Source organism: Streptomyces tsukubensis, assembly GCF_003932715.1.
Lineage (GTDB): Bacteria > Actinomycetota > Actinomycetes > Streptomycetales > Streptomycetaceae > Streptomyces > Streptomyces tsukubensis.
Genome location: NZ_CP020700.1, coordinates 7,676,911 through 7,702,953 on the forward strand (window position 1 = coordinate 7,676,911; position 26,043 = coordinate 7,702,953).

The window sequence follows — 26,043 nt, forward strand, 5'->3', positions numbered from 1 at the left end:
CAGAGGTGAGCCGATATGCCTATCCGGGTCGTCATGATCAAGCCGGGACTCGACAGCCACTACCGCGGAGCCCTCGCCGTCTCACGGTATCTCTCCGCACACGGCATGGAGGTCGTCTACGCGGGCCACCAGAGCGCCGACGGTGCCGCAGCCGTCGTCGAGCAGGAGGACGCCCATGTTCTCGGCATCTCCAGCCTGTCAGGAAACCACCTGCGCACCGTCCCCCGGATCCTCCGGGCACTGCGCGAGCACTCACTCGGCCATGTCCTGGTGCTCGTCGGCGGCGTGATTCCGGAGCCGGACCGCGCCCTTCTGCACGACGCCGGAGTCGCCGAGATCTTCAGCCCCGGCACCCCCCTGCACCGCATCTCCGAATTCATCGAACATGCCCTGCCTCCAGACGACACCGACGACGTTCCCAGGCGGATGCCATGACCTACGGACCCGACATCACCGAATCCCTCGCTCTCCAGCCCGCGGCCGAACCGGTGCTGAGGCCCCGCCGTGACGCGCCGGTCGCGGTTGTGGGCGCCGCCTGCCGGGTCCCCGGCGCGAACGATCCCTCCGAGCTCTGGAAACTCGTATGCAGGGGGGAAACCATGATCAGCCGCGTCCCGGCGGAAAGGATTCCCGGCTACGACGCGGACACCGCTCGCACGGCCGAGGTCCACGCGGGACTGCTGGAGCGCATCGACACCTTCGACGCGGAATTCTTCGGCATCCGGCCCCGCGAGGCCGCTGCTATGGACCCGCAGCACCGCCTTCTGCTCGAAGAGGCGTGGCACGCCTGCGAGGCCGCGGGCATCGCGCCCGGTGACCTCGCCGGAAGCCGGACGGGAGTGTTCATGGGAGTCAACGCCTCCGAGTACCGCGAACGCCTGGCGGCCTCGACGATCGACGCCTTCTCCGCCACGACCGTACCGGGTGCGTTCGCGGCCAACCGGATCTCCCGGCAGTTCGACCTGCGCGGACCGAGCATCACCGTCGACACCGCCTCCGCCAGCGGCATGACCGCCCTCGCCCTGGCCGTGGCCGCACTGCGCGCCGGCGAGTGCGCAGCCGCGTTCGTCGGCGGCGTGTTCGTCCTGTGCAACGGGGTCGGTGAAACGGTCTACCGGAGGGCACGCATGCTCTCCCCGGGAAACCGGGCCAGGCCACTGGATGCCGCTGCCGACGGATACCTGCGCGGCGAGGGCGTCGTCTGCCTCCTGCTCAAACCGCTGGAGACAGCCCTGGCCGACGGCGATCCCGTCTTCACCGTCATCCGCGATGCCGGCACCGGCCACGACGGCCGCCGAGGCGGTCTGACGTCCGCCGATGCCTCCGCGCTCGCCGAGCTCGTCATACGCACCGTCAGAGGCGCGGGCCTGGAGATGACGGACCTCGGCTATGCCGAGTGCCACTCCGGCGGAAATCCGGTGACCGACCTCGCCGAAGCCGCCGCCCTGGCCCTCGCAGTGCGGCAGGACGGTGCCGGAGCCCGGGGCGCGGGCCCCGACGGTGCGCTGTGGCTGGGGTCCCTGAAAGGCACCATCGGCCACCTCGAAGCCGCCGCCGGTCTCGTCAGCCTGACGAAAGCGGCCCTGGTGTTGCAGCACGGCCTCCTGCCACCGGTCACCGGACTGGACACCGTCGCCCCCGGGCTCAAGGAGCTCGCACCGGCCGTCCGACCGGTCGAACACGCAACACCCTGGCCCGCCGCGCCGACGCCGCATCGCGCCTGCGTGACCACCTTCGGTGTCGGCGGGTCCACCGTCTGCGCCGTCCTCGAACAACCCCCTCGGTCCGCGTCAGCACCGTCGGCCGTGCACCACGGCCGGTTCCTCGTCCCGCTGTCGGCGGCCACCCCCGCCGCCCTCGACCGGCTTCGCCGCCGGCTCCGCGACCATCTCGTCGGCCGTACACCGGCCCCCGGTATCGCGGCCGTGGCCTGGACACTGCAGGCCGGCCGCGCACCGCTCCCCGCCCGCCTGCTGCTCGCCGCCACCGGCATCGACGAGCTCATCGACGGACTGACCCGACCGGCCGGTGAACAGGAGCACGACGGTCCCCCGGCCGGACTGACCGGCCATCAGCAGGCGCTGGCGGTCTCATGGACGGCCGGACAGGACGTCGACTGGTCGACGCTGTGGCCGCACGGCACGCCCCGCAGGATCCCGCTGGCCCCGTATCCGTTCGAGCCCGCCGGCCACTGGCTGCCCGGCTGCGACGCACCGACCGGACCGGCCGCCCGTCCCGTACGGTCACAGCAGACGGCGACACCCGCCCTGCTCCCGGAACCGGGACCGTACGACGAGGGCGCGCTGCGGGACACCGTCCTGCGCATCCTCGCGACAGCCCTGCGCTGCGAGCCGGAAGCCCTCGACCCGCACGCGCAACTGCGGGACCTCGGCCTCAATTCCCTGCTCGTCGCCGAACTGTCGATCGCACTCGCAGACCGGCTCGGCCGCGACGTCCAACCGGAGCTGATCTACCGTCATGCGACGGCCCAGAACCTCATCACCGCCCTCGAAGCCGACAGGAACCCGGCATGAACCCGATCCTCTCCTTCGACGACACCGATCTCGGCGCCCCGGACACCTACGCGACCGGCCCGCCCCACACCGCCTGGGCCCGACGGCGCACGGCCGGTCCGGTGGTACGGGACGGCTCCCCGGCCCTCGGCCGGCGCTTCTGGTCGGTCACCGGCTGGTCAGCGGCGCGCGAACTGCTCGGCCGGCCCGAGGACTTCTCCAGCAGGTACGGCATGGTCCTCGGCTACGGCCCCGACTGCCCCGACCCCGCCGGGCAGCAGATGATCTCCGCCTGCGACGCACCGCAGCACACGCACCTGCGCGCCCTCATGCACGGGTACTTCACCCCCCGCTGGGCCCGCACCACGGCCCAGGCCCTGGAGGACGCGCTGCGCACCCGGCTGGCACCCCTTCTCCGCACCGGGGAACCGTTCGACTTCGCCCGCGATATCGCCGGCCATCTGCCGATGGAAGCCGCTTGCCTGATACTCGGCCTGCCACCACACGACCGGGACGAACTCTATGCCCTGGCAACCTCGACTCTCAGCGGCACGGACCCCGACTCCGCCCGCGACCACGGAGTGCTCACCACCGCGACCGCCCACGCCGAACTCTTCACCTACTTCCTGCGCCTGACCCGCGTACGCCGCGGAGCGGGGGACGACGACATGATCCGGGCCCTGGCCACGGCCAGGGCGCCCGAGCCGCTCACGGACCAGGAGGTCGCCGCGAACTGCGTCGGTGTACTGATCGCGGCCACCGAGACGACACGGCTCGCTCTGGCCGGGGCGGGCACGATCCTGGCGGCCCACCCCGACATCCGGGCGCTTCTCAGCGGCAGCGCCGAGCAGCTGCGAACCACGGGGGAGGAGATCCTGCGATGGACCTCTCCGGCCACCCATGTACTGCGTACCGCGACACACGACACCACACTGGCCGGCTACCCGATCGCCGCCGGTGACCTGGCCGTCGCATGGCTGGGGGCAGCGAACCGGGACGCGCACGCGTTCGACCGGCCCGGCGTCTTCGACCCGGCCCGCACACCGAACCGGCACATGGCCTTCGGCCACGGTCCCCATCACTGCATCGGCGCCACCGTCGCCCGGATCGAACTGGCCACCACCCTGCGCATCCTGCACACCGAGACCACGGGCGTCGAACTCCTCGGCCCGCCCACCCATCTGCGGTCGATCCACACCTCCGGATACAAGAGCCTCCCCCTCAGACTCCTCGCCCGCCGACCGGACCGGGCGCGCCTGCGCCCGCCGTCCACGACAGGACTGCCATGAGCACGCTGTACGCGGGATACCAGGACCAGATCTACCGCTCCGGGACCGCCGGCCGCCGCCCGCCCTTCACCACGGACCACAGCCGCCTGGAGCGCGCGGCCCGCGACGTCATGGCGCCACAGGCGTACGGCTATATCGCCGGCGCGGCCGGTTCGGAGGCGACGATGCGCGCCAACAGGGCCGCCTTCGACCACCACGGACTCGTACCACGTGTGCTGCGGGACGTATCCGAACGGGATCTGTCCATCGAACTGTTCGGCTCACGGCTTCCCACGCCGCTGCTGCTCGCTCCCGTCGGCGCCCTCGGACTCGCCCACCCGGACGGAGAGATCGCCGCGGCCCGGGCGGCTGAGGAAACAGGAGTGCCCCTGGTGCTGAGCACGGTTTCGAGCCACAGCATCGAGGAGGTCGCCGCGGCCGCGCCCCGCGCCCGGCGCTGGTTCCAGCTGTACTGGCCGAACGACACGGAGCTCACCCTCAGCCTGCTCGAACGCGCGGTGGCCAACAGGTACGAGGTCCTGGTCGTGACCCTCGACGCGTTCGCACTGGCCTGGCGCCCCCGCGACCTGGACAGGGGATACCTGCCCTTTCATCGCCTGCACGGGCTGGCGAACTACCTGACCGACCCTGCCTTCCGGCATCTGCTGCCCAAGCCCGCCGAGACCGATCCGGCCGGAGCAGTGCAGCGGTGGTCCGAGTTGTTCAACGACGCCTCGCGCACCTGGGCGAGCATCCCGTTCCTCCGGGAGCACTGGCACGGCCCACTCGTCCTCAAAGGAATCTGCCACCCCGGCGACGCGCGCGCCGCTGTCGACTCCGGGGCGGACGCGATCGTCGTCTCCAACCACGGCGGCAGGCAGATCGACGGCGGAGTGGCCGCGCTCGACGCGCTGGAAGCGGTGGTGGCGGCCGTGGGAGACAGGACCACGGTGCTCTTCGACAGCGGTATCCGCACCGGTGCCGACACGGTCAAGGCGTTGGCTCTCGGCGCCCGTGCCGTGCTCCTGGGCCGCCCCTACGTCTATGGTCTGGCGCTGGGCGGAACGAAGGGGGTGATCCATGTACTCCGCGGTCTGCTGGCGGAACTGGACCTGACCCTGGCGATGACCGGGCATCGCACTCCTGCGGCACTCGACCCATCGGTCCTGGTCCGCACCTGATCGTCGCAGCAGCGATGCTGCCGGACGGCGAAGCAGCAGACTCGTCGGCCTTGGGAAGGGCGGGGGCATCGGACGGATGGTCTCCGGCCGATGCCCCCGCTCCCGTGCCTGCCCGTGTGTCGGCCCTTCCTGATCAGCGCGTGGCGCGGTCGGCGGTCTTGATGAGCTTCTCCACCGCACCGGGGTGGCTGACCATGACGGAGTGCGAAGCCCCCCGTACCTCGACCTGGCCCCGCATGTTCGCGCGGTCGTACTCCCAGCGCTGCAGGGCGGGCGGTATGGCCTTGTCCGCGGCGGCGACCAGACCCCAGGACGGAATGCTCCGCCAGGCGGCGGTCCGGGTGGGGTCGGTGAGGTGCGTGGCGGCGGCGGGCCGCTGCGTGGCGTGCATGACGTCGGTGACCGGCCTGGGCAGGTCCGCGGCGAACGCGCTGCGGAACTTGTCGGCCTTGAGGTAGATATCGGTTCCGGTGGCGCCACCCGGGCCGGTGAACGGTACCTCGTTGATCGCGTCCGGGATCTCGCTGCCGGGGTACTTGCCGAGCAGACCGATGAGCTGCTCGCCCTCGGCCGGCACGAACGCGGCGACGTAGACCAGCGCCTTGACGTGGGGATTGCCTGCGGCGGCGTTGGTGATGACCGCGCCGCCGTAGGAGTGACCGGCGAGGATGACCGGGCCCTTGACGGACTTCAGGAGGCTTGCGAGGTAGGGCGCGTCTCCGGCCAGGCCGCGCAGCGGATTGGCGGGCGCGATCACCGGGTAGCCGTCGCGCTGGAGCCGCTTGACGACACCGTTCCAGCTCGCCGAGGCGTCGGCGAAACCTCCGTGGACGAGGACGACCGTCGGCTTGGCGGCTCCGCCGGCTTCCTTTGTGGCCCGATGGCCGCTGGTGGATACCGCGTTGGCCGTGGTCGTCAGCACCGCCGCCGCTGTGGCAGCCGTCGCGGCGACGGCGGCGATCAGCGCACGCCGTGTGGTCGTGGTCCGTTGCATGGTGGGAGCCTTGTCCTTTCGAAGGGGTGGCCCTGGGGAGTTTCTTGCGGATCAGGCCGGATCAGCGCACCGCGGTCGCCTCGATCTCGATGAGCACACCGGGCCGGGCAAGACGCTCGACGCCGATCGCCGCGCTCGTGGGTTTGATGCCAGCCTTGTCCAGCCGCTCGATGACCTGGTCGAAGTGCCGGAAGAAAAGGTCCTCGTCGGTCACCGAGTACCGCAGATTGGTGATCTCGCCCGGCCGGTAGCCCGCGTCCTCGACGTACTGCTCCACCTGGTCGAAGACGCGATGGATCTGCTTCTCCATGTCCCACAGGTGCAGGTACGTGTTGTTCCGGTCCTTCGCCGTCTGCCCGGCCACGAACAGGATGCCGCGCGGGTCCTTCACCTCGTGCGTCTGGTACAGGGCGGTCCTGCCGTCGTACTTCCAGGGCTCGCCCAGCCTTCTTCGGCCGTCGGCCTTCTGCGGCGCCGCGTCGGCCGCCGGAGCCGCCGTGGATGCGTCGGCCGGGCTCGGCCGTGGACCTCTCCGGCGGCCGGCTGAACACCCAGTAACAGGGCCGCGGAGGCCAGGCCGCCGACCAGAGCGGTGGCGAGGTGCGCGGAACGATGGGTCGTCATGGTCGGGCCTCTTTCCGGGGATCGACGGTGTGCGGTCACGGGGCGTGCCGGCGACACGTCCTGCCGGATCGCCGTCACGACACCTGGTGGCGAGGGCCAGTGAAGACCCTCACCCGCCTACCGGGCCCCGTCCCGGGCTCCACCCGCCCGTATCTGCGGGATTCCGCCATCCGCCTACCACCCGGCTGTGGAATTCCGTCACCATGGCCCTTGATCACGACCAGGGTCGGAGCCACGGCCCGAGACACCCCGGAGGCGCCGCCATGGACGACACGGACAAGCTCGTGGTCTCCGCGCTGCTGGCCAACGGGCGCGCCTCGTGGACGGCGATCGCCGAGGCCCTGGACCTCGCCGAGAGTACGGTCCGCAGACGCGGCACCCGGCTGATGGAGTCCGGCCTGCTCGCGGTCACCGCTCTGGAGAACCCCTACCGCGCCTGGGGCGGCTGGCCCCTGCTCCTCCTGCCGCGTGCCCGTCCCGACCGAACCCTGCGGCTCGCACACCAACTCGCCCGCATGTATCCGGTGAAGACGGTCTGGGTGCTCGACAACGGCGAGATCTTCGCCCTGGTCCACCCCCGCCACCGCGCCGAACGCAATGACCTGACATTACGTCACCTCCCGCTGATCGGCGATCTCCTCGATCTGCGGACCCTGCCCGTGCTGCGCGCCTACACCCTGGCCGGCCCTCCTCAGCCGCCCCTGCTGACCGCCGCCCAGACGGACCTCGTCCGGCACCCCTACGGCGCGCCCGGCCTCGCCCCCGGTCCCCGCCTCGACGCGGACGAACAGCACCTGGTGGAAGCGCTCGCCGTGGACGGCAGGATGAGCTTCGGCCGGCTCGCGGCGGCGACCCGTACCTCCGCCGCGACGGCCCAGCGCCGTCTCGACCGCCTCAGGCGCTGCGGCGGTGCCGAGATCGCCACCGTCGTGGACCGCTGCCAGGTGGGACTGGACGTCCAGGCGGTGTTCTTCATCCAGTGCGACCCGGTCAGCCTGGCCGACACGGTGAAGCAGTTCACCTCCCGTACGGCGGTGCATCTCGCCGCCGCGGTGACCGGCCCCGACCATCTGATCGCCGCGGTGGCCGTGCCCCACACCGACGACGTCCACCGCCTCCAGACCGACGTACTCCCCGGTCTGCCCGGCTACCGCCACGCCCGCGTCCAGCTCGTCACCACGTTCATCAAGGAAAGCGGCATGGTCTACCGCGACGGCCACTGGCAGCTCGTCGAGCCCTGACCGCCGGCCGGCCGGCGGGAATCCCTGTGGCCTGTGTGGGCATTGCGGATGCTCCGGCTCGTACGGTGGCGACGGTCGTGGGGCGGGGGAGGGGCGACGGCACTTCCCGCCCCCGGTCCCGCTCAGCCGGGTCTCTTGGCCGCCGCGCTCTGGGCCCGCGCCACCTGTCCGAGTGCCTTCTTGAAGGCGGCGTAGGTCTCCTCGCCCAGTGACTGCGCGTGCCGTTCCTCGATCGCGCGCATGATGGCGGCGGCGGTCTCCATCTGGAGCAGACCTCGTTCGGTGGGGCGGACCAGCTTGGCGCGGCGGTCGGCGGGGTCCGGGACGCGTTCGACGTAGTCGAGGCGTTCCAGATCGTCGACGAGTGTGCCGACCACCTGCTTGTGCTGGCCGGACAGCCGGGCCAGTTCACTGGCGCGGATGCCCTCGGGGCGCAGATGGGCCAGGACGGCCCCCGAGCGCGGCAGGATGTCGTCGAAGCCCCGCTCGGCGAGCGTGGCGAACAGCTCGCGCTGGACGGAGAACAGGACCCGGGCGGCGAGCACCCCCAGATCCGGTCCCGGTCCCGGCCCCGGTCCCGTCTGCCGGTCGCCGCTCATGCCCCACGCCTTCCTCGTCCGTCCTGCCTCCGCCGTTCCGTTCATGGCGGTCCGACCGGCGAGTTTAGCCGCCGGGCCGGTCCGCGCCCCGCGCCGCTCCAACTCCCGCTTGCCATCCGGGCGATGGTCGCCTAGATTCAAAGTCGTCACTGAAATTGACTATCACGATTAGTGACTAAAATTCGAGGAGAAGATCATGAGTGAGCGCAGCAAGTACCTGGAGCCGGTCACCCGCGACAACGCCGCCGTGGTCCTGGTGGACCACCAGGTCGGTCTGCTCTCGGGCGTCCGGGACATCCCGGTGGCCGAGTTGAAGCACAATGTGGCGGCGCTGGCGCGGGCCGCGACCGCGCTGGACATCCCGCTGGTGGTGACCACCACCGCGGCCGACAGCATGTGGGGACCGACCGCGCCCGAACTGGTCGAAGCACTTCCCGTCGGACAGAAGATCATCGACCGCAGCTCCGTCAACGCCTGGCACGACGACCGGGTCCGCGAGGCCGTCGAGGCCACCGGCCGCCGGAAGCTGATCTTCGCCGGGGTGTCCCTGGAGGTCTGCGCCGCCCTGCCCGCGTACGCCGCCACCGCCGCGGGCTACGACGCCTATGTGGCGGTGGACGCCTCCGGCACCTTCAGCCGGACCAAGCGGGAGGCCGGGCTGGCGCGCATGCAGCAGGCGGGCATCATCCTCAGCGACTACGCCACCCTCATCGTCGAGGCCCTCGGGGACAACGCCGCCCCCGAGGCGGGTGCCGTCTATGCCGCGCTCGACATGCCGTTCGCCGTCCTGGTCGGCCAGATCGCGGCGGCCCACCAGTCCTGACGGTCACGAGGAACGGCCCCGGTCCAGCGGTCGAGGGTGACGTCCGCGCGCTTCGTCAGGGGTCAGGTCGCGATCGGGGCGGGTTCCGGGAACGTGACACCGGTCAGTTCTTCCGAGACCGCCCACAAGCGCCGGGCCGCCACGGGATCGCTGGCCGCGGCGGAGCGGCCGACGAGGGTGGGGCGGCCGCGTATCTCGCCGCGGCCGTCCGGGCCGACGTAGCTTGCGCCGGGGAGGTCCTGGACGGCGGCGTACAGGGTCGGCAGCGCGCCGGCCCGGCTGTCCTGGGCGACGATCCGCATGACGGCGCGGCTCAGGGCGCCCCAGCCGTGGCGCTGCAGGTTCGTGGCGGCCCAGCCGGGGTGTGCGGCCAGGGCCCGCACGGATGAGCGTGCGGCGGCGAGGCGTCGCTGGAGTTCCAGGGTGAACAGCAGGTTGGCCAGTTTGGACTGGCTGTACGCCGCCCTGGGCCGGTACTCCCCGGCAAGGCCGAGGTTGTCGAAGTGGATACGCGGCGCGCCCGGCTTCTTGTGCGCCTCGGAGGACACGGTCACCACGCGGTCGGTGATGTGCGGCAGCAGCAGGTTGGTCAGGGCGAAGTGGCCCAGGTGATTGGTTCCGAACTGCGTCTCGAAGCCGTCCTTGGTACGGGACTCCGAGGTGTTCATCACGCCCGCGTTGTTGACGAGTACATCGAGGGTGCCCCGCCAGCCGGCGGCGAACTCGCGCACGGAGGCGAGGTCGGCCAGGTCGACGCGGCGTACTTCCACGCTGCCGTCGACATCCGCGGCGGCGGCCTCGCCGCCTTCGGGGTCCCGTACCGCGAGCACCACATGGGCGCCCGCGGCGGCCAGCGCCCGGACGGTGGCGAGGCCGATCCCGCTGTTGCCCCCGGTGACGACGGCGGTACGGCCGCTCTGGTCGGGGATGTCGGCGATGTTCCACTCGCCGGGTGCGGTGTGGAGTGCAGTAGTCATACCTTCGAGTGTGGGCGATGCCCACATTGTTGTCAACGTCAACAATGTGGTCGTAGTCAACAATGTGGTCGTTGCGAACATGGCCGCTACACTGATCGCCATGCAGACCCGCCCCCGCCCCTACCACCACGGAGATCTGCGCGCCGCCCTGCTGGCCCGCGCCGAGGAGACCCTCAGGGAACGAGGACCCGCCGCCCTGTCGCTGCGCGAACTCGCCCGCGACCTCGGCGTCAGCCACAACGCGCCCAGCCGCCACTTCAAGGACAAGGAGGCGCTGCTCGACGCGCTCGCCCTGGGCGGCTACGAGCGGATGACCGAGACCATGCTGGCGTCGCAGGAGGGTGCGGAGGAGCCGTACCGCCGGAAGCTGGAGGCGGTGGTCCGCGCCTATGTGGGCTTCAGCCTGGAGAACGCCGCGCTCCTCGACCTGATGTGCTCGGTCAAGAAGGATGCGCAAGCCTCGGCGGCCCTGCTGGAGGCCGGCAGACGCTGGTCCGAACTCATCGAGGGCCTGATGCTGGAGGGGCAGCGCCGGGGCGAGGTGCGCGAGGGCCCCCTGGAGTGGATCGGTGTGCCGGTCTTCGCGACCCTGCACGGCTTCGCCGACCTGGCCGCGACCGGAATGATCCCCCCGGAGGCGGCGGAACGCGGGCTGGACGAGGCGATCGCGTTCATCCTGCGGGGCTGCGCACCGGACGCACGGGCCTGACCGGCATTCACCTCGTCCTGTCCCATACGGCATCGGGCTGCGCACTTCCCCGATAGCGTGTAGAGGGAGACCGAGGTGATGAGGAGGGCGCGTGCGATTCGCGCTGGACGCACTGCTCGCTGACGTACCCGCGGAGCAGGTCGCAGAAGCTCGTGACTTCTACAAGTCGAGGGCGGCAGCCCGTGGCCCCGGCACACTGGAGGGCCTCAAAGAGGCCCGAGTGAAGAGGGCTGCTCTTCATGCCGCCGATCCGTCTGCAATCGAAGCGACCGTCGAAGGCGCGACAGCGCGTGTCCCGGTCAGGATCTTCACCCCTGTCGACGGTCCGCCACGGGGCGTCTACCTGGACATACACGGCGGAGGCTTCTACATGGGCTCCGCAGCGGAAGGAGACCGACGCAACCGCGAGCTTGCAGACGCCCTGCAGCTCGCCGTTGTCAGCGTCGACTACCGGCTGGCCCCCGAGCACCCCTGGCCGGCGGCCCCCGACGACTGTGAAGCGGCGGCGCTCTGGCTCGTCGAAGAAGCCGGTGCCCGCTTCGGCACGTCCCGACTCGCGATCGGCGGGAGCTCCGCGGGAGCCACCCTCGCCCTGGCGACCCTGCTCCGGCTGAGAGACAGAGGTGTCGTCGGCCGATTCACCGGCGCTGCGCTCCAGTTCGGGGCCTACGACTTGAGCGCACAAACCCCGGCCGGTCGCCGCATCGCGGACGAGTACTTCATCCGGGCGTACACCGGCCATGTGGAAGACCGCACGGCTCCAGATATCTCTCCCGTCTACGGCGTTCTGCGCGGGCTTCCCCCAACGCTGCTGATCATCGGAAGCGCGGACGTGCTGCTGGAAGACAATCTGGCACTGGCAGGTGGGTTGTCGGCGGCCGGCAATGACGTCGAGCTCCGGGTCTACCCCGACTCACCCCACGGCTTTACGGGCCACCCCACGGCGATGGCCAGGACGGCGCTCAGCGGCATCGAGTCCTGGCTGCAGGACCGGATTGCGCAAGCGTAGGTCGTCGCCCTCGGGGCCGTGACCGGTCTTCGGGACCGCAACTCCGTGCGGCCGTCCGTGCAGCACCCCTGTGTGATCCGAGCGCCGTAGGCGAAGGGGGACCGAGGGCGAGCACCTGTCCTTCGGGCCTCCTCGGCCGGGTGGGTCCGTATCGTAGGACCGAGGGTTGCTCATATGTCCGGGGGTTGGGTGCGCATCGCAGCTCACGCCACGTGGGGCCGGGGCTTTCCGGTGAAGTACCTCCTGGTTCAGGAGGATGACGAGGGCGTGGAACAGCTCTGGGGAAGGTGCGTCGGCGTCGAAGGGCTGTTCGTCGACCCGGTTCCGCCGCCGCGGGAGGTTCTCACGCTCCGCGGATGCCGCCCCGACGGTCTTCTGAGCGAGGTCCTGGCCGAGCCCGATGTCCTGCCGCGGGGTCTGGGCGATGTGCGCGTGGAGGTCCGGGACGGGGAAGAGGCCGTGCAGTGGTGGACTCTCGTCGATGCGGTCGTGGTGGCCCATCGGCCTCACTCGGCCGATCCGGCACGGTACGACATCGTGCTCGGCGCGGGTGTCAGAAGCGAGGAGAGCCTCTCCGAGCTGCCTGCGGCGCCACGCTTCGAGCTCTTCGCGGGAACAACGACCGCTGCGGCGAGTGCGGGCCGGTGCTCCGCCGTGGACGGCTTGTTCACGGCGCGAGCGGACCCGGCTCCCGTTCCCCTGGAGCTGATCGGCTGCGAGCCCGCGGAGCCCCTGCTCGCGGTCCTGCGGCGACCCCGCCGGTGGGAGCGGGACTGGGCCTGCCTTCTGGTTCTGGATCGCCATGGCGCTGTGACGGCCTCCCGCACTGTGGGCCTGGCCGTCACCGGAGCGCGGCCGTCCGTGCTCGGCGGGACGCTCGTCGACATCACTCTCACCGATGGCGGCGACGATCGGCCGTCGTCGGCGGTCCGTCCGGTCTGGGCCCAGTGGTATCAGGGCCCGCCTGCAGAGCCCAACCTGTGGGCGCCGCACGACTCACCAGGCAGGGCCGCGTGGCTGGACCTCACCGCACGAGCCTGGCGGGAGCCCGTGCACCGGCCGGACCGGTTCGGCGGTGAGTACGATCTCGACGGCCGCTTCGTCACGGACGTTCCCGGGCTGCACTGCGCGATCGCCGAGGCCCTGCTCGGACCCGGCCGCTACTTCGGCCGGGAGTGGAACGCGTTCAAGGACTGCCTGGGCGGCGGATTCGGAGTGGCGCCGCCCTTCACCTTGAACTGGCACGACTCCGAAGTCGCCCGTCGCGCCCTGGCGGCCGTTGCGGAGGATCCGGAGGACGGACTCCCCTACTTCGAGGACATCGTGCGGCTCCTCGAACGGCGCGGCGTCACCGTCGTGCTCCGGTGACGACGCGCGTGGCTCTGTTCACGTCGCTACCACCACCCCCCTCACCAACGGCGAACACGCCGCGTGTCGCGTCCTACGGCTGCCATGTCGCCCGGACCAGGGCTCGTTCGGTGTCGGCGAGGTAGACGGCCGCGGCGAGCCACGCGCTTGCGTACGCGTCGGGATCGGCCTCCTCGGTGCGGCCGAAGACGTCACGGCCGCGCCGGTCCGCTTCCGTGGTCAGCTCCGTCAACAGGTCCGCTGCCGTACGGAACCCGACCCGGCGCAGAGCCGCGGCGTCTCTGGCACGGTCGCCGTCGCGCGCGGGCTGGGCGACGGCTCGGCGGCCCCCCGACACGGCGACCTCGACCAGCCGCCGCAGCCGCCACAGCGGGGCCTCTGCCACCGGGTCCGGCGGTACGCCGGGGAGCCCGGTCGGCTCCGGCAGTGCGTCACCGGGCGGCAGATGGACGCCTTCGAGACGGTCGTAGCCCAGGTCGGCATGGCCCAGCCACTCCTCCGGCAGGCGCAGGGTCGCCGTGTCGTCGTCCGGGAGCGGTCCGACGGCCAGGGGCCGGAGCGTGGCGGCGCGGTCGGGATCCGGACGGCCGACGACACGCAGCCGCAGCCCGGGGCGGGACGCCAGCCGGCGAAGGTTCGCGGTGTGCGCCAGGTCGGGATGGCCGTGGGCCGGCAGCAACCGGATCAGCAGGCCTTCCCGGTCCGTCCCGCCGGGCAGCAGCTCCCGTGCGAGTACGTGGTCGTCGGATGCCCCGACGATGACCAGATCGCAGCCGATCAGTTCACCGGCCTGCTGCCGCGCCTGCTCGGGGTCGCTCACCGGAGCGTTCCCGGGACCACCGCCCACGGAGTCGGAGAGAGGCCGAGCGAACAGGGCGGCCAAGGGCCCCGAGGTCCAGGACCGGCCCGGGACCGGTGTCGCCCGGACTCCCTTGCCTGCTCCGAGGCGGCCGTCCGACGACAGGGTCGCCCCCGAGACCAGCAGCCCACCGCGCGACAGCCGGGCGTGGTCGAGACTTCCGGAGCCCAGCGCGACCGTGGCCGTCGCGGCACCGCGCGCACGGGCGGCACCGCCAGGTTTGACGTCGGCGACGGTGAACCAGCGTCCGTCGTCGGAGACGACGTGCGTGACCACCCCGCCGTACCCGGTGGCCGCGATCACCGGCTCCCGGCACACGCCGTGCACGCGCAGTGCGCCTTCCGGGCGGTAGGCGCGGCGGGCGGACCCGACCCAAGCCGGGTCCGGCTCGGCCGAGGCCAACCGGGCCGTGGTCAACAGGAGTTCCCGCAGATTGGCGACCAGGTCGGCCAGCCGGTGGCCGTCATGGCGGGAGCGGACGCCCCGCAGACCGCGCACCACACGCAGGGCCGCACCTTCCGCGCGGTACAGCCCGGCGAGCCGCGCCGAGTGCGAGGCCCGCAGCAGCTCCGCCTGTGCGACCGCACCCGCCGCGGGTATCCCGGCGGCGAGTGCCGCCACCGCGGCGCCCCACAGGGCACGTGCGGCGGCCAGCTGCGTCTCCGTGAGCTCTGCCCGCGACGAGGGGCCGACGCCGTCCGTTCCCGGTACGCCGGCGACCGAGACGTCCGGTGTCACGGTGTCCGAGGAGGATCCCACTGCTGGCGTGGCCGATGCGATGTCCGCGTCGGCCACCGGGCAGGCGCTCAGCACGGCGGCACGGTGAAGGCATCGCGGCGCCAGCAGACAGCTGCACACCGCCTGCTCGGCTTCCGTAACCGCTCCGGAAGGACCGGGAGTGAGGACGACGTCCGCGTCCGCACCGCACCGCACCCGCCGCTCGGCGCCCTCCACGACGACGGGAACGGCCGCGAAGGTCTCCACAGCGGCGTCCAGCTTCTTGCGCAGCCGGGAGGTCAGACCCGCCACGGCGGCAGCGGTCACCTCGGGGGCGACGGGGGGAAGTTCGGGACTCATCGGGACTCTCCGCGGAGGCGATCGCCCACCCAACGGGCCAGGGCGAGAGGACTGAGGGCGGCGACGGGCATACCGGCCGCGACCAACTGCTGCGCGATGGGCACGGAGTAGCGCGGGCTGCCGCCGTCGTCCAGCGCGGCACAGCCCAACAGGTGCACCCCCGAACTCGCGAGGGCCCGTACCTCGCCGAGCAGCCCGCCGAGGGGATAGCCCTCCTCGAAGTCGCTCACCACCACCACAAGGGTCCGGCTCGGCACCGTCACCAGAGAGCGGGCGTGGGCCAGACCGGCCGCGATATGGGTGCCGCCGCCCACACGGACCTCCAGCAGCAGCGACAACGGGTCGTCGACCCGGTCCGTCAGGTCGATCACGTCCGTCGAGAACGCCAGGAAGTGCGTGCTGAGCGTGGGCACACCACCCAGTACGGCCGCGGTCAGCGCCGACCAGATCACGGAAGCCTCCATGGACCCGGACACGTCGACCACCAGGATCAGCCGCCAGTCCGCCTCCTTGCGCGAACGGGTGCTGAACACCGGCCGTTCCGGAACCACCAGGACGCCGCCGTCGGGTCTCCTGCGGGCGTGGACGAGGTTGGCCCGCAGGGTGCGCGGCAGGTCGATCCGGCCTCCCGGACGGCGGGTCGGGCGAGGGGTGGCGAGACCGGTCAGCGCCGGACGCATCCGGGTGGCCAGCTCCTTGGCCAGTTCGTCGACCAGCCGGCGTACCAGCGGGCGCAGCCGGGCCAGCTGCTGCTCCGGCATCCCGCCCGCCAGCGTCAGCACGGATGTCAGCAGATCGACGGACGGGCGCACCGCCTCCGGGTCGAGCTCGGCCAGCACATCACGGCGTCCCTGGTCGGCCGCGCGCGCCAGAACCTCCTCACGTACCTCCGCGCCGAACAGCGCCTGGAGTTCCTCGGCCCATTCGCGCGCGGTCGGGAAGGAGGCGTCCTGTCCGCCACCGCGACCGTCGTCCCGGCCCAGGTCCGCGGAGCCCTCCCCGCGGCCCGCTCCGTACAGCTCGTCGAGGGCGTGCGCGTAACGACGCGCGTCCGCCGGGAGCCGGTCGTGTTCCCTGCCGAGCAGCAGACGCCACCGGTCCGTCGCCGAGAGACGCGGTACGCCGCCGTGCGGCGTGTCCGCGACGGACCCGCGCGGTATCGCCGCGGGGGTCGGGCCGGCCGGTGCCTCGGTGGGCTGGTGCGGCAGGGGCGTCGGCCGCAGGGAGGCCACCGCCGCACGGCCGACCTCGTCCGCCGCCGTCCACAGGGCCAGCAGCTGCGGGGAGGCGCCCAGCGAGAGGTCGAGACGGTTGCCCAGCCGTTCCGTCACCGTGTGCAGCAGCCGGTCGCGGCCTGCCGGGGTGAGCGTGTCGAAGCCACCGCGCAGCGCCGGCAGCCGGTCCAGGAAACCCCGGTCGTCGAGCGACTCGATCCGGTCGAGCAGCGGGTCGAGGGCGGCCGGCGCCGACTGGAGCAGCGGCGCGGCCCCGGTCAGCAGTCCGGCGAGCCGGCGGGCCAGCGCGCGCCGTGCGTCGGGACCGCCGGCCGTGTCGATCCAGCCGGCGGCCCTGGCACCGAGCGTCTCCGCGTCCTCCAGATCGAACAGGACCCGGCAGGCGAGAGCGGCGCCCTGGACGAGGGGGGACGCCGAGTCCACGAGGTCGGCCAGGGCCTGGTCCATCCGCAGCCCCAGGCGGAGTTCACCGGCGCGCGCCGCCAGGGCGACCAGCGCCGCTGCCTCCTCCGGATCGTCGCTGCCCGCCAGCCCCGGCAGGGACCGTACCGCCGACTCCAGAAGGTCGGCGGCCAGCGAACCCGCCGCCTGCCTGCCCGCAGGCGTGGTGCCGGGCAGATGCCCCCGGCGCAGCGCCTCCAGCAGGTCCAGTCCGGTGAGGATCTCGGGGATCGTCGCGGACGCGGGCAGCACCTCGGCGGCCTCGGCCAGCCGCTGGGCGACCAGCGCGGGCAGATCGCAGCGCGCGGCGTCCCGAAGCCCCGTCAGGACGAGGGCGCAGGTGGGGCCGCCGTCGGCCGACTCCCTGCGGAAGGTCTCCCGCAGGGTGCCCTCCGCCGCGAGCGCGGCGGTCACGCCGCGCACCCCGGCCAGGTCCAGCCGGACCGGCACGGCGGGCGCCCACGACAGCCGCCACCGTGAGGAGAGGGCTGCGGCGTCGCCCGTACCGGCCACCGCCACCGGCTCGCCGTACCCCACCCCGCACACCTCCAGCCGTCGCAGGAGGATTTCGCGGCGGTTGTCGAGGGCCGAACGCAGCGGGTCGAGACGGAGTTCGCGCGGCGCGGGCTCGTCCGGGCCCGGCAGCCGCAGCGCGGTGAGTTCGGCCTCGACGGACGGGCCGAGCCCGGAGCGCGGTGTGCCCGGCGCGACCCGGCCGCGCTCGGTGCCGACCAGGACCACTTCCAGGGCCCGGGCCAGAGCCCGGCCCCGGCCGAGCGGTTCGCCCTGCCCCAGCACGACGGTGACGGCTTCGAGGATCTCGCCGCGGCCCGGGGCGGGGAGCCCGCGCAACCGGGCCAGGTCGCAGGCCACGCGCAGCGTCTCACGGGCCTCGCCCGTCCCGGCGGTGTGCCCGGCCGCCCGCAGCTCCCGGCACACTCTCGTGATCGCCCCGGCAGCGGCGTCGTGCAGCAGTTCGGGATCGCCCCCGGCGCCGAAGACCGCCTGCTGCCAGCGCGGATCGCGGATCCCGGCGGGATAGCCGGACCGGGAGTCCAGCAGATCGAAGGCGTACGGGACGAGGGAGGTGACGACGGGGGAGGGGTCCCCCGGGAGCACTGCTCCCGTCGAAGCCGCACTGCGCGCCGCCGCCCCGTCGGCGGTCGGCGCCCCCTGCGCGGCCGTGCCGTCGGCCGGGGGCTGCTCCCGCCCGGCCGTCGTGTCGGCCAGCGCCGGGGCGTGGAAGGCGCCGATCACCGCCGCGACCCGGCGTCCGTCCGCCGCCGCGCGGGCGATCGTGTCCCGCATGTACGCCTCACGCGCCAGGTCCACGGCGGACACCCCGGCGGACGATTCGGCGTCCCGACGCAGTGCCCAGCCGACGCTCAGCGCGGCCCGGCGCAGCAACTCGGGAGCAGAGCCCGGGGCCCGTACCTCCACACTGCGGTCCCACAGGTCGTCCCCGGCACGGCCGGTCCCGGCTGCGGTGAGCGCCTGCGCGAAGGAGGTGGGTGCGGGTCCGGCGCCCTCCTCGCGGGAATCCCCGGCCTCGGGGGAGGCCGCGCCGTCCCAGCGCGCGTCGCCCATCGGCAGATCGCAGCACACGACCTCCGCGCCCCGCTCCCGCGCCCAGCGGACCGCGGCGAGTTCGGGGGAGAAGTCGGCGAACGGGTAGAAACCGAGCCGCCCGTCCTGCCCGGCGCCCGCGAGCGCGACCGGCGCGACCGTACCGGGCGCGCCGAGGTGGGCGAGCCACGGCTGGAAGTCGGCGGGCAGCTCCACGCACACCACATCGGCGCCGGCCGCGTCCAGGAGCGCGGGCACGGCCGCGGCGAGCGCGGGGCTGTGGTGCCGTACGCCCAGTAGGTACGGCACCGTGGAGCCGGCGAGAGCGTCGAGCGCCGCCCGCGGATCCTGGACGGCTGTCACCTTCGAGTCCTGGGCGCGTGTCACCGAAGGTTCTCCCGCAGATCCCACAGACGGCGCCAGGTCGGAGAGCCGTCCTCCGCGCGGCGGCGCACGGGGCCGTCCCAGTAGCCCAGCAGGCGCGCGTGGTCACCGGGATCGTCCTTGCGGACCACGCCCAGGAGATGACCGGGGACCAGGTCGAGGGAGTCCCCGGCGGGCAGATAGGCGGCGGCCACTCCGAGGGAGACGGCGACCTGCACCGCCTCCGCGGTGGACATCACCGTGCCGGGGCGCTCCACGTCCCAGCCCTCGGCCGAACGCCCGGCCCGCAGGTCCCGGAAGACGGTCACCAGGACGTCGAGCACCGAGTCGTCGACGCCGAAGGCCGCGCCCGCCCGCTCGACGCCCGCGACGGCCTGCCGCTTGACGAGCGCGGTCTCGGCCTCGACGTCCGCAATCGGGTGCACGGTCTCGAAGTTGAAGCGGCGCTTGAGCGCGGCGGACATCTCCGACACACCGCGGTCGCGGAGGTTGGCGGTGGCGATGACGGTGAACCCGGGAGCTGCGGCCACCTGCGCCCCGGCCGTACCGGACAGTTCGGGCACGCTCATCCGGCGGTCGGAGAGGATCGACACGAGCGCGTCCTGCACCTCGGGCAGGCAGCGGGTGATCTCCTCGACGCGCGCCACCCGTCCGGAGCGCATCGCGCTGAGGACCGGTGAGTCCACCAGGGCCTGGGGGGTGGGTCCCTGGGCCAGGAGCAGGGCGTAGTTCCAGCCGTAGCGCAGGGCGTCCTCGGTGGTGCCCGCGGTGCCCTGCACGGTCAGTGCGCTGGTGCCGCAGACGGCCGCCGACAACAGCTCCGACAGCATCGACTTGGCCGTACCCGGCTCACCCACCAGCAGCAGGCCGCGTTCCCCGGCGAGCGTGACCACGCACCGTTCCACCAGGGCGCGTTCGCCGACGAACTTCGGGGCTATGACGAGCCGGCGGGGCAGCGTCCCGTGGGGCTCGGACAGTTCGAGTGGTTCGCCGGCGCTGCCGCAGACGAAGGTGATGACGGAGCGGGGCGTCAGCCGCCAGCCGGGCGGACGCGGGCCTTCGTCATGGGCGGCGAGGAAGGCGAGTTCAGTGATGTGACGCTCTTCGGCGGGCAGGGTCTGCCGGGGCGGAAGTGCCGTCGCCGTGTCGGTAGGGGGCATGGGTGTCCTTGCCGGGTAGGTCTGGTCGGTATCGGGAATCCGGTGATCGTCGACGAGCGGGGGAGCCGGGCCGGGCAGGGGCACCGGTGGTGTCCGGTGCCCCCCCCGCGATATCCGCCGACGGTGGCGCTTCGGGTCGGTCAGCGGCGGCGGCCCCGTCGCACCTTCAGCTCTTCGAACCGGGGCCGGTCGCCGTCGAGGACCCGCTGCCAGACCCTGCGATACAGATCGGCGACCGGTTCCGCCGGCACGATCACGCCGAACGAGGAGTTCTCGCCGTGGACCATGTCGAACAGAGGCAGCTTCCAGCGCTCCAGCGGGACCCGGGGCGCCGGCTGTTCGGCCCAGCTGCCGGGCAGGAAGAGGGAGCGGCCCGCCCTGGTCCGCGTGGCTCGGACCACCAGATCGGTGGCGGCCAGTTCGGCACGGGCCGCCTTGAGGCGGGCCGGCTTCCAGCCCGTCCACCGGGCCGTGGACCGGTCGGTCGGGTCGGGCATGGCGAGCAGCATCAGATACAGCGTGGCCGCGTCCTCACCGAGGCCGTACTCCTTCGCCGCCGCGGCGACCAGGTCGGGCACGGAGCGGCCCGGGTCCTGCGGCCACCAGGTGCCTGCCTGGTCGCGGTCGCCCGCTATCGGCTCCCCGGGGTCGGCCAGCAGGGCCGCGAAACGGGGGTCGCGCACCAGCCGCAGGGCGACCTCCGCCGGGTACGGGTGCTCGTCGACGCGAGTGGCGGGCAGATGGGGGTCCTGGCCTGCCTCGTCGAGGAGGTCGACGCGGATGCCCGGGGCGGGCTGGTTGTCGTAGGTGGAGAGGACGACGGCGCCGTAGCGCTCGAATCCCGGGCCGGTCTCGGTGGGCGCACCCGCCGCCTTCCGGAACTCGGGAAGGCTGATGTAGCGGCCGAGGTCGAGCATGAGGCCGGGGCCCGCCAGCCGGGCACGTACGGCGGTGATCGCGGGCGGCAGGGCGGCGCGGATCGGGTCGCCCGCGGGCAGCCGGTGGGCCAGCCAGGCCGTCAGGGCCACCGTCCCGACCAGGGTCGCCGCGGTGAACCCGGGCCCGTCGTCGCCTTCGGGCCGCACCCGGTCGCCCTTGACCTCCCAGCGGAGATCCCGGCTCAGCTGCGGGGACGCTGCCGGGTCCAGCAGCGCGGGCAGGGCTTCCCGTACGGTCCACGCCGAGTGCTTGAGGGCGCGGACGGCGTCCCCGAGCAACTCCTCGGGCACGGCGGGACGCCTGCCGATCCTGGCATTCCAGACGGCGGCACCCGCGGCCACGTCCGGGCCCTCGGTCCACAGCCGCACCGGATCGGAAGGCAGCAGGGCGCCCACGACCGCGGCGCGCACGGCGCCGTCGATGCCGCGCAGTTCGTCCTTGGCGACCGCCGCGGGAGCGGCCTTCACCCCGATGGCGTTGCGGGCCTCGGTGGTGAGGAAGGTCCGCTCGTAGACGTCGATTCCCGGCAGCCCGGCGACGACGAGCCGGGCCGCCGTCTCGGTGATGCCGGTCAGCCGGGCGAACTCCTCGGCGGCCGCGGGGAACCACGGCGCGGGACCGCGCGCGGCGAACTCGGCCAGGAACTCCCGGAGCCGGAAACCGTGTTCGCCCTCGTCGATCGGTTCGCAGGACAGCACCTGGTAGGGCTCCGGTACGGAGAACAGGCCCGCGGGGTCGTGGCAGAGGCCGGTGAAGTCGCAGCCGTCGTCGTTCAGCGACCCGTGCCTGGTGACCGCGAGGAAGGCGCCGCCCGCCAGCGGCAGCAGGCCGTTCCAGGAGCCCTCCCGCCCGTCGCCCGAGGCGATACGGAGCCGGTGCGCGTCCAGATGCAGGGACACCTTGCGCCAGCGGCCGGACTCCCCCGCCCCGCCCATACCCAGCCGGTCGAATCCGGCCAGGAGGTGCCGCAGTGCCTCGCGGTGCTCCTCGGTGGTGGTGCCGGCGGCGGCCCGGAAGGCGAGAGCCGGCATCCGGGCGATCAGGGGAAGCAGCTCCGGCTGTCCGGTGGGCACTTCCTGACCGTCGAGGTGCAGCCGTCCGGCGGCCCGGTCCGGCTCGGTGTCGGTGGCCTCGGCGGCACGGGTCAGCAGGCGCAGGGCACGGAAGACGGTGTCGGACTGGTCGCCGCGGCTCCACCAGTAGCCGCTCGACGCGCCGATACCGTTGATCGCCTCGCGCAGCAGCTCGTCCACCGGACCGGCCGGGCCCTCGTCCTCCGGGACGCCCTCCAGGGCCCGGGTCAGCCGGGTCGCGGCCGCGTCCAGTACGCCCTGCTGGGCCGCCGCGTAGCGCACGACTCCCGCGATGCCCTTCAGCAGGGCGGGGTCGGTGACGGGCAGCAGGGTACGGATCGCGCCGTGCAGGGCCTCGGCGTCCTGGTCGCCGGCGGCCGCCAGCAGGGCGGCGGCGGTGTCGCGGTCGATGCGCCGCAGTCCTGCCGAGCCCTCCGGGTCACGCGGGGTCAGACACTCCCAGTACTGCACCGGCGGCAGCAGCAGGGTGCCCTCGCCGAAGGAGCCCGCCGTACGGTCGGTCTTCCCCCAGGCGGTGACGACACCCTCCGCGTCCACGAGGTCGAGCTGCCAGCCGTTGCGCACGACCGCGGTGGGCCGCTCGGCGCCGGGGAACATCACCAGGGTGTACGGCAGGCCGGCGTCGGCCGGGAGCGTGAGGGTGTGCCCGGCGAGGTCCTCGACCCGCGTGGAACCGTCGGGGAGCTTCACCCTGCGCAGGCCGACGAGCCCGTGCACGGGTGCGCAGGCGGGGGCGGCACCGGCCGTGGGGGAGGGGCGCAGCCGGCCGCCCGCGAAGCTGCTGCCCTCGGGGGCGTTCCGCAGCGCGTCGGCGAGGAAGGCGGGCCGGCTCATGCGGCCACGGGCGCCGGTGGCCGGGTCGTACTCGTACCAGCCGTGCGCCGCGCGGTCCTCGGAGTCCGCGTGCCACACCCAGTAGGAGGAGCCGTCGAAGAGCAGTCGGCTCTCCTCGGGCACGGTGGTGTCGCCCGCGTGCACGACACCTCCGCCGGTGGTCCGGCCGCCGCCGGGCAACGGCAGGGTGATCGGGAAGTCGCCCTTGTACCAGTCCATTTCGGTGCCGCGAGTGGAGCGCGGGCCCTCCAGCGTCTCGACGCGGTCGGCCCTGCTGTGCCAGTAGCCCCGCAGCCCGCCGTTGCTGCTGCTCCAGTAGACGAGGAGTTCGCCGTCGACGTGGTGGAAGCCCGGGTCGCCACGGCGCTCGCCCGTGGGAATGCGCAGGTCGTGGGTGAGGAGGGTGCCCTCGGCGCCGATCACCCGGGCCTGGGCCGTACCGGCGACCACGAGGTGGGGCCAGGCGTCGGCGACGATCAGATCCTCGACATCGGACTTCGGTACGAGGCCGGCCACCGCCTCCTCCCAGGCGGGCCAGCCGAGCTCGTCGAAGAGACCGGCCCGCAGGGTGCGTACCAGCACGGGCGCGAGGTCGGTGGCGACGGCCTCGCGCACCTCGTCCTCGGCGAGCGCCAGCGCCTCGGAGGGCAGCCACTTCAGCCGGCCCAGCGCGTCGGGCAACTGGGGCAGACCGGCCACGGTGAAGCGCTGGACGGCCGCCGCGACCCACCGGGCCAGCAGCGGGCGGCCGCCCGGGGACGCGGCCAGCAGGCGGATGGCCCGCAGCGCCGGGTCGTGGTTGCCGAACTGATCGGCGCCCTTCAGGAAGGCGCTGTGGAACCGGGCATCGGCACCCAGCAACAGCAGGTCCCGGTGTCCCTCGCCCTGCGCCCACTGGGCCAGCGGCAGCGCGTCGTCGCCCTCGGGGGCGGCCACCGGGACGTCCAGGGACAGCAGCAGGTCGATCAGGTCGATGTCGTGCGTGACCCGCAACGCGGCACCGGGAGCGCGGAGTTCGGCCCGCAGACAGTCCACGGCCCGCTCCACCAGCGGATACAGCTCGGGCATCCGGGTCGAGCCACGCCAGGAGCGCGCCCGCTCGCGGAAGGTGAGGAAGCGTCCCAGCCAGCCCGCCGTGCCGTCCCTGGGCCGCTCCTCCTCGGGCAGCGAGGTGTCCCACAGGCCCGCGACGGCGCCGGAGTCCTCCAGCACCTTGAGCCAGAGCGCGGGCATCTCGTCGTCGTAGCCCGCCGGAACCATGTCCAGCAGGGTGCCGCGGACCCGCCGGTCCCGGGTGGCCAGCGCCACCAGCGCGGCCCGGTGGCCCTTCCACCAGCCGGCCGCGGCCCGCAGGGTGGCCGGCAGACCGATAAGCTCGGAGAGGTACTCCTGCTCGGCGAGTTCGGCGTCCCGGTCGGCGGCGCGGGCCAGCTTGCGCAGGTCGCCCGCCATCTGCGCGGACGGCGGGAGCCCGCCCGCGGTGCGGCGCAGACAGAGCCGGGTGAAGCGCCGCAGCGCCTCCTCGGCCGGAACCCGGGCGGCCAGCTCCCTGCCGTAGGCGGACAGCACCTTCACCGGCAGCGCGCCCGCCAGGGCGAATTCGAGGAACACCGCGTCGAGGCGGTCCTCCTCGATGACCAGCCCGTGCTCCGACTCGGCCTTGCGGGCCCGGGTGAACAGCTGCGCCGCGTACGTGGCGTTCTCCTCGGCCAGGAAGACCCGGCCCGCCTGCTCGTAGAAGGTCGGCAGGAAGTGCGGGACGGAGGCCGCCAGCCGCGCGCCGATCTCCGCATAGGCGTCCATGGCGGCCTTGGGCCGGGACCGCACCTGCCGGGCCGCCCGCTCCAGGTCCGGTACGACACCGAGCGCGTGGTGCCCGTCCGCGGGGTGGTTCACCAGCACCCACTCCGGGAAGCCCAGCGACTGGCGCAGCCCCAGACCCACCACGGCCGGTTCCCCGTCCCGCTCCAGCCCGAGGTATCCGGCGGCGAGATCCTCCGCCGCGCCCAGCTCACCGGCGACCAGCCGCACCACCACACGGTCGTCGAGCCCCGGGTGGCGGTAGCTGCGCGCCGTCAGCGGAACAGCCCGCTCGCCCGCGTCCCCCGTGTCCGGCGGCAGCACCGCGCCCGCCGCGAGCATGTCCTCGTACGACACCTGCGTCCCCCCGCTCATGCGTTCTTGCCCTTCTCGATGTCGCGCCCGGCGTACAGCGCCGCGGCCATCCGCATCCCCTCGGACCAGGCCACCGGGCCCACCTCGCGCAGCGGCACGGCACGGCCGTTCTGACCGCGCCAGGTGAGGGCGCCGGTCTCCACCGAGTCCTCCCAGTACGGCTCGCCGATCCACACGGAGGCCTCGACGGTGCGTCCGCCGTCGCTCACCCTCGCCGTGGAGTAGCCGCCTGTGACGCGGTAGCCCAGGGAGCCGGCGCGGGCGGCGAGGGCGAAGCGCGAGCGGAAGGAGCCGCCGGCGAACTCGCGTATCTCGGTGGCCTCGGGGTCGAGGTCGCCGGGCCGCTGCCAGGTCGCCCGGTGGATCTGCTCGACGCGCTGGACGACGCCCAGCTCCGCGGCGAACTCCCGGATGTCGTCCAGGTCGGGCAGCAGGACCGGATGCGGCAGGGTCACCGTGCGCGGGGAGAGGCGGACGGTTTCGCCGTCGAGGTTCACCAACCGCAGTTCGCCGTCCTCGGTGGCACCCCGCAGGAGACCGACCTCGTCGGGGTCGTCGCCGACCACGGCCAGATCGCGCAGGGCCGACTGCCAGGCCTCGTCCGGCCACACCCGGGCCAGCAGGCCGGTGGGCACGGGCAGCGACGACACCATCCACGAATCCACCTGCGCCACACACCTCGCGGCGTGCCGATCCAGCCATTCCGCGAACCGCCGCAGCCGGTCCACCTCGGGGTGGTCCTTGAGGGCCCGCGGCAGGGACTTCAGCTGCCGCCCCGCCGCCCTTCCCGAGGTGGCACGTGCTGCCACCCGTCCTTCCACCAGAGTGACTTCGTACCCGTCACCCGCCGACAGCCAGCCCACGATTCCCGCCTCACGCGTCAGGACAGCAAGAAGAATGCACAGTTCAGCCGGGAATTGCCGGCATCAGTGCGACGACAAGCGGAACGTTAGCGGCGATCACTGACAATGGG

The 26,043-nt window shown here is 73.0% G+C and carries 18 protein-coding genes; 9 read left to right on the forward strand and 9 right to left on the reverse strand.

Features of this window, described 5'->3' with window-relative positions; translation table 11 throughout:
• Positions 1-15 precede the first annotated feature (15 nt).
• The 4 genes from B7R87_RS31600 to B7R87_RS31615 are packed head-to-tail and all read left to right on the forward strand — an operon-like array spanning position 16 to position 4,962.
• Positions 16-435 carry a cobalamin B12-binding domain-containing protein gene (locus B7R87_RS31600; protein WP_006344907.1) on the forward strand — a complete coding sequence of 140 codons (420 nt, stop codon included), beginning with the start codon at positions 16-18 and terminating at the stop codon, positions 433-435.
• Positions 432-2,534, forward strand: a complete 2,103-nt coding sequence (locus B7R87_RS31605) for a beta-ketoacyl synthase N-terminal-like domain-containing protein (protein ID WP_006344906.1) — start codon at positions 432-434, stop codon at positions 2,532-2,534. Before B7R87_RS31600 ends, B7R87_RS31605 begins: the two co-directional genes overlap by 4 nt.
• A complete protein-coding gene (locus B7R87_RS31610; protein WP_006344905.1) occupies positions 2,531-3,802 on the forward strand; it encodes a cytochrome P450 in 1,272 nt (423 codons plus the stop codon). Before B7R87_RS31605 ends, B7R87_RS31610 begins: the two co-directional genes overlap by 4 nt.
• On the forward strand, positions 3,799-4,962 hold the full coding sequence (locus B7R87_RS31615; RefSeq protein WP_006344904.1) for an alpha-hydroxy-acid oxidizing protein: 1,164 nt from the start codon (positions 3,799-3,801) through the stop codon (positions 4,960-4,962). The genes B7R87_RS31610 and B7R87_RS31615 overlap by 4 nt, the downstream gene beginning before the upstream one ends.
• A gap of 133 nt (positions 4,963-5,095) precedes the next feature.
• Here the strand turns inward: B7R87_RS31615 and B7R87_RS31620 are convergent, their stop codons facing one another.
• Both B7R87_RS31620 and B7R87_RS31625 read right to left on the reverse strand, forming a co-directional pair.
• Positions 5,096-5,956: an alpha/beta fold hydrolase gene (locus B7R87_RS31620; RefSeq protein ID WP_006344903.1), complete on the reverse strand. Its 861-nt coding sequence runs from the start codon at positions 5,954-5,956 to the stop codon at positions 5,096-5,098.
• A gap of 61 nt (positions 5,957-6,017) precedes the next feature.
• A complete protein-coding gene (locus B7R87_RS31625; protein WP_006344902.1) occupies positions 6,018-6,347 on the reverse strand; it encodes a RidA family protein in 330 nt (109 codons plus the stop codon).
• A 496-nt stretch (positions 6,348-6,843) separates the two neighbouring features.
• Between B7R87_RS31625 and B7R87_RS31630 the strand changes: the two genes are divergently transcribed.
• Positions 6,844-7,821: an Lrp/AsnC family transcriptional regulator gene (locus tag B7R87_RS31630; protein WP_006344901.1), complete on the forward strand. Its 978-nt coding sequence runs from the start codon at positions 6,844-6,846 to the stop codon at positions 7,819-7,821.
• A 122-nt stretch (positions 7,822-7,943) separates the two neighbouring features.
• Here B7R87_RS31630 and B7R87_RS31635 read toward each other — a convergent pair whose 3' ends face one another.
• On the reverse strand, positions 7,944-8,420 hold the full coding sequence (locus B7R87_RS31635; protein ID WP_006344900.1) for a MarR family winged helix-turn-helix transcriptional regulator: 477 nt from the start codon (positions 8,418-8,420) through the stop codon (positions 7,944-7,946).
• A 196-nt stretch (positions 8,421-8,616) separates the two neighbouring features.
• On the opposite strand from B7R87_RS31635, the gene B7R87_RS31640 reads away from it, so the two are divergent.
• Entirely contained in the window at positions 8,617-9,243 is a 627-nt protein-coding gene (locus tag B7R87_RS31640; RefSeq protein WP_006344899.1) for an isochorismatase family protein, read from the forward strand.
• Between the two features lie 62 nt (positions 9,244-9,305).
• Here the strand turns inward: B7R87_RS31640 and B7R87_RS31645 are convergent, their stop codons facing one another.
• Complete coding sequence (locus tag B7R87_RS31645; RefSeq protein ID WP_040912851.1) at positions 9,306-10,220, reverse strand: oxidoreductase; 915 nt, start codon at positions 10,218-10,220, stop codon at positions 9,306-9,308.
• A 100-nt stretch (positions 10,221-10,320) separates the two neighbouring features.
• Between B7R87_RS31645 and B7R87_RS31650 the strand changes: the two genes are divergently transcribed.
• The 3 genes from B7R87_RS31650 to B7R87_RS31660 all read left to right on the forward strand — a co-directional run bounded on the left by B7R87_RS31650 (position 10,321) and on the right by B7R87_RS31660 (position 13,306).
• Complete coding sequence (locus B7R87_RS31650) at positions 10,321-10,929, forward strand: TetR/AcrR family transcriptional regulator (RefSeq protein WP_040912853.1); 609 nt, start codon at positions 10,321-10,323, stop codon at positions 10,927-10,929.
• Positions 10,930-11,020: 91 nt separating this feature from the next.
• On the forward strand, positions 11,021-11,938 hold the full coding sequence (locus B7R87_RS31655; protein ID WP_040912850.1) for an alpha/beta hydrolase: 918 nt from the start codon (positions 11,021-11,023) through the stop codon (positions 11,936-11,938).
• 267 nt (positions 11,939-12,205) lie between these two features.
• Positions 12,206-13,306 carry a barstar family protein gene (locus B7R87_RS31660; protein ID WP_233168980.1) on the forward strand — a complete coding sequence of 367 codons (1,101 nt, stop codon included), beginning with the start codon at positions 12,206-12,208 and terminating at the stop codon, positions 13,304-13,306.
• A gap of 73 nt (positions 13,307-13,379) precedes the next feature.
• On the opposite strand, the gene B7R87_RS31665 is transcribed toward B7R87_RS31660, so the two are convergent.
• From B7R87_RS31665 to B7R87_RS31685, 5 genes are all read right to left on the reverse strand, one after another.
• On the reverse strand, positions 13,380-15,242 hold the full coding sequence (locus B7R87_RS31665; RefSeq protein WP_006344894.1) for a hypothetical protein: 1,863 nt from the start codon (positions 15,240-15,242) through the stop codon (positions 13,380-13,382).
• A complete protein-coding gene (locus B7R87_RS31670; RefSeq protein WP_130585163.1) occupies positions 15,239-18,847 on the reverse strand; it encodes a vWA domain-containing protein in 3,609 nt (1,202 codons plus the stop codon). Before B7R87_RS31670 ends, B7R87_RS31665 begins: the two co-directional genes overlap by 4 nt.
• A 20-nt stretch (positions 18,848-18,867) precedes the next feature.
• On the reverse strand, positions 18,868-20,028 hold the full coding sequence (locus B7R87_RS31675; protein ID WP_006344888.1) for an ATP-binding protein: 1,161 nt from the start codon (positions 20,026-20,028) through the stop codon (positions 18,868-18,870).
• Positions 20,029-20,168: 140 nt separating this feature from the next.
• Positions 20,169-25,070: a hypothetical protein gene (locus B7R87_RS31680; protein WP_006344887.1), complete on the reverse strand. Its 4,902-nt coding sequence runs from the start codon at positions 25,068-25,070 to the stop codon at positions 20,169-20,171.
• Positions 25,067-25,933, reverse strand: coding sequence for a DUF4132 domain-containing protein (locus B7R87_RS31685; protein ID WP_006344886.1), 867 nt, complete (start codon positions 25,931-25,933; stop codon positions 25,067-25,069). Before B7R87_RS31685 ends, B7R87_RS31680 begins: the two co-directional genes overlap by 4 nt.
• Positions 25,934-26,043 lie beyond the last annotated feature (110 nt).

Coding starts and splice junctions, on each gene's coding strand:
- B7R87_RS31600 (WP_006344907.1), top strand. CDS start 16: ATGCCTATCCGGGTCGTCATGATCAAGCCGGGACTCGACAGCCACTAC.
- B7R87_RS31605 (WP_006344906.1), top strand. CDS start 432: ATGACCTACGGACCCGACATCACCGAATCCCTCGCTCTCCAGCCCGCG.
- B7R87_RS31610 (WP_006344905.1), top strand. CDS start 2,531: ATGAACCCGATCCTCTCCTTCGACGACACCGATCTCGGCGCCCCGGAC.
- B7R87_RS31615 (WP_006344904.1), top strand. CDS start 3,799: ATGAGCACGCTGTACGCGGGATACCAGGACCAGATCTACCGCTCCGGG.
- B7R87_RS31620 (WP_006344903.1), bottom strand. CDS start 5,956: ATGCAACGGACCACGACCACACGGCGTGCGCTGATCGCCGCCGTCGCC.
- B7R87_RS31630 (WP_006344901.1), top strand. CDS start 6,844: ATGGACGACACGGACAAGCTCGTGGTCTCCGCGCTGCTGGCCAACGGG.
- B7R87_RS31635 (WP_006344900.1), bottom strand. CDS start 8,420: ATGAGCGGCGACCGGCAGACGGGACCGGGGCCGGGACCGGGACCGGAT.
- B7R87_RS31640 (WP_006344899.1), top strand. CDS start 8,617: ATGAGTGAGCGCAGCAAGTACCTGGAGCCGGTCACCCGCGACAACGCC.
- B7R87_RS31645 (WP_040912851.1), bottom strand. CDS start 10,220: ATGACTACTGCACTCCACACCGCACCCGGCGAGTGGAACATCGCCGAC.
- B7R87_RS31650 (WP_040912853.1), top strand. CDS start 10,321: ATGCAGACCCGCCCCCGCCCCTACCACCACGGAGATCTGCGCGCCGCC.
- B7R87_RS31665 (WP_006344894.1), bottom strand. CDS start 15,242: ATGAGTCCCGAACTTCCCCCCGTCGCCCCCGAGGTGACCGCTGCCGCC.
- B7R87_RS31675 (WP_006344888.1), bottom strand. CDS start 20,028: ATGCCCCCTACCGACACGGCGACGGCACTTCCGCCCCGGCAGACCCTG.
- B7R87_RS31680 (WP_006344887.1), bottom strand. CDS start 25,070: ATGAGCGGGGGGACGCAGGTGTCGTACGAGGACATGCTCGCGGCGGGC.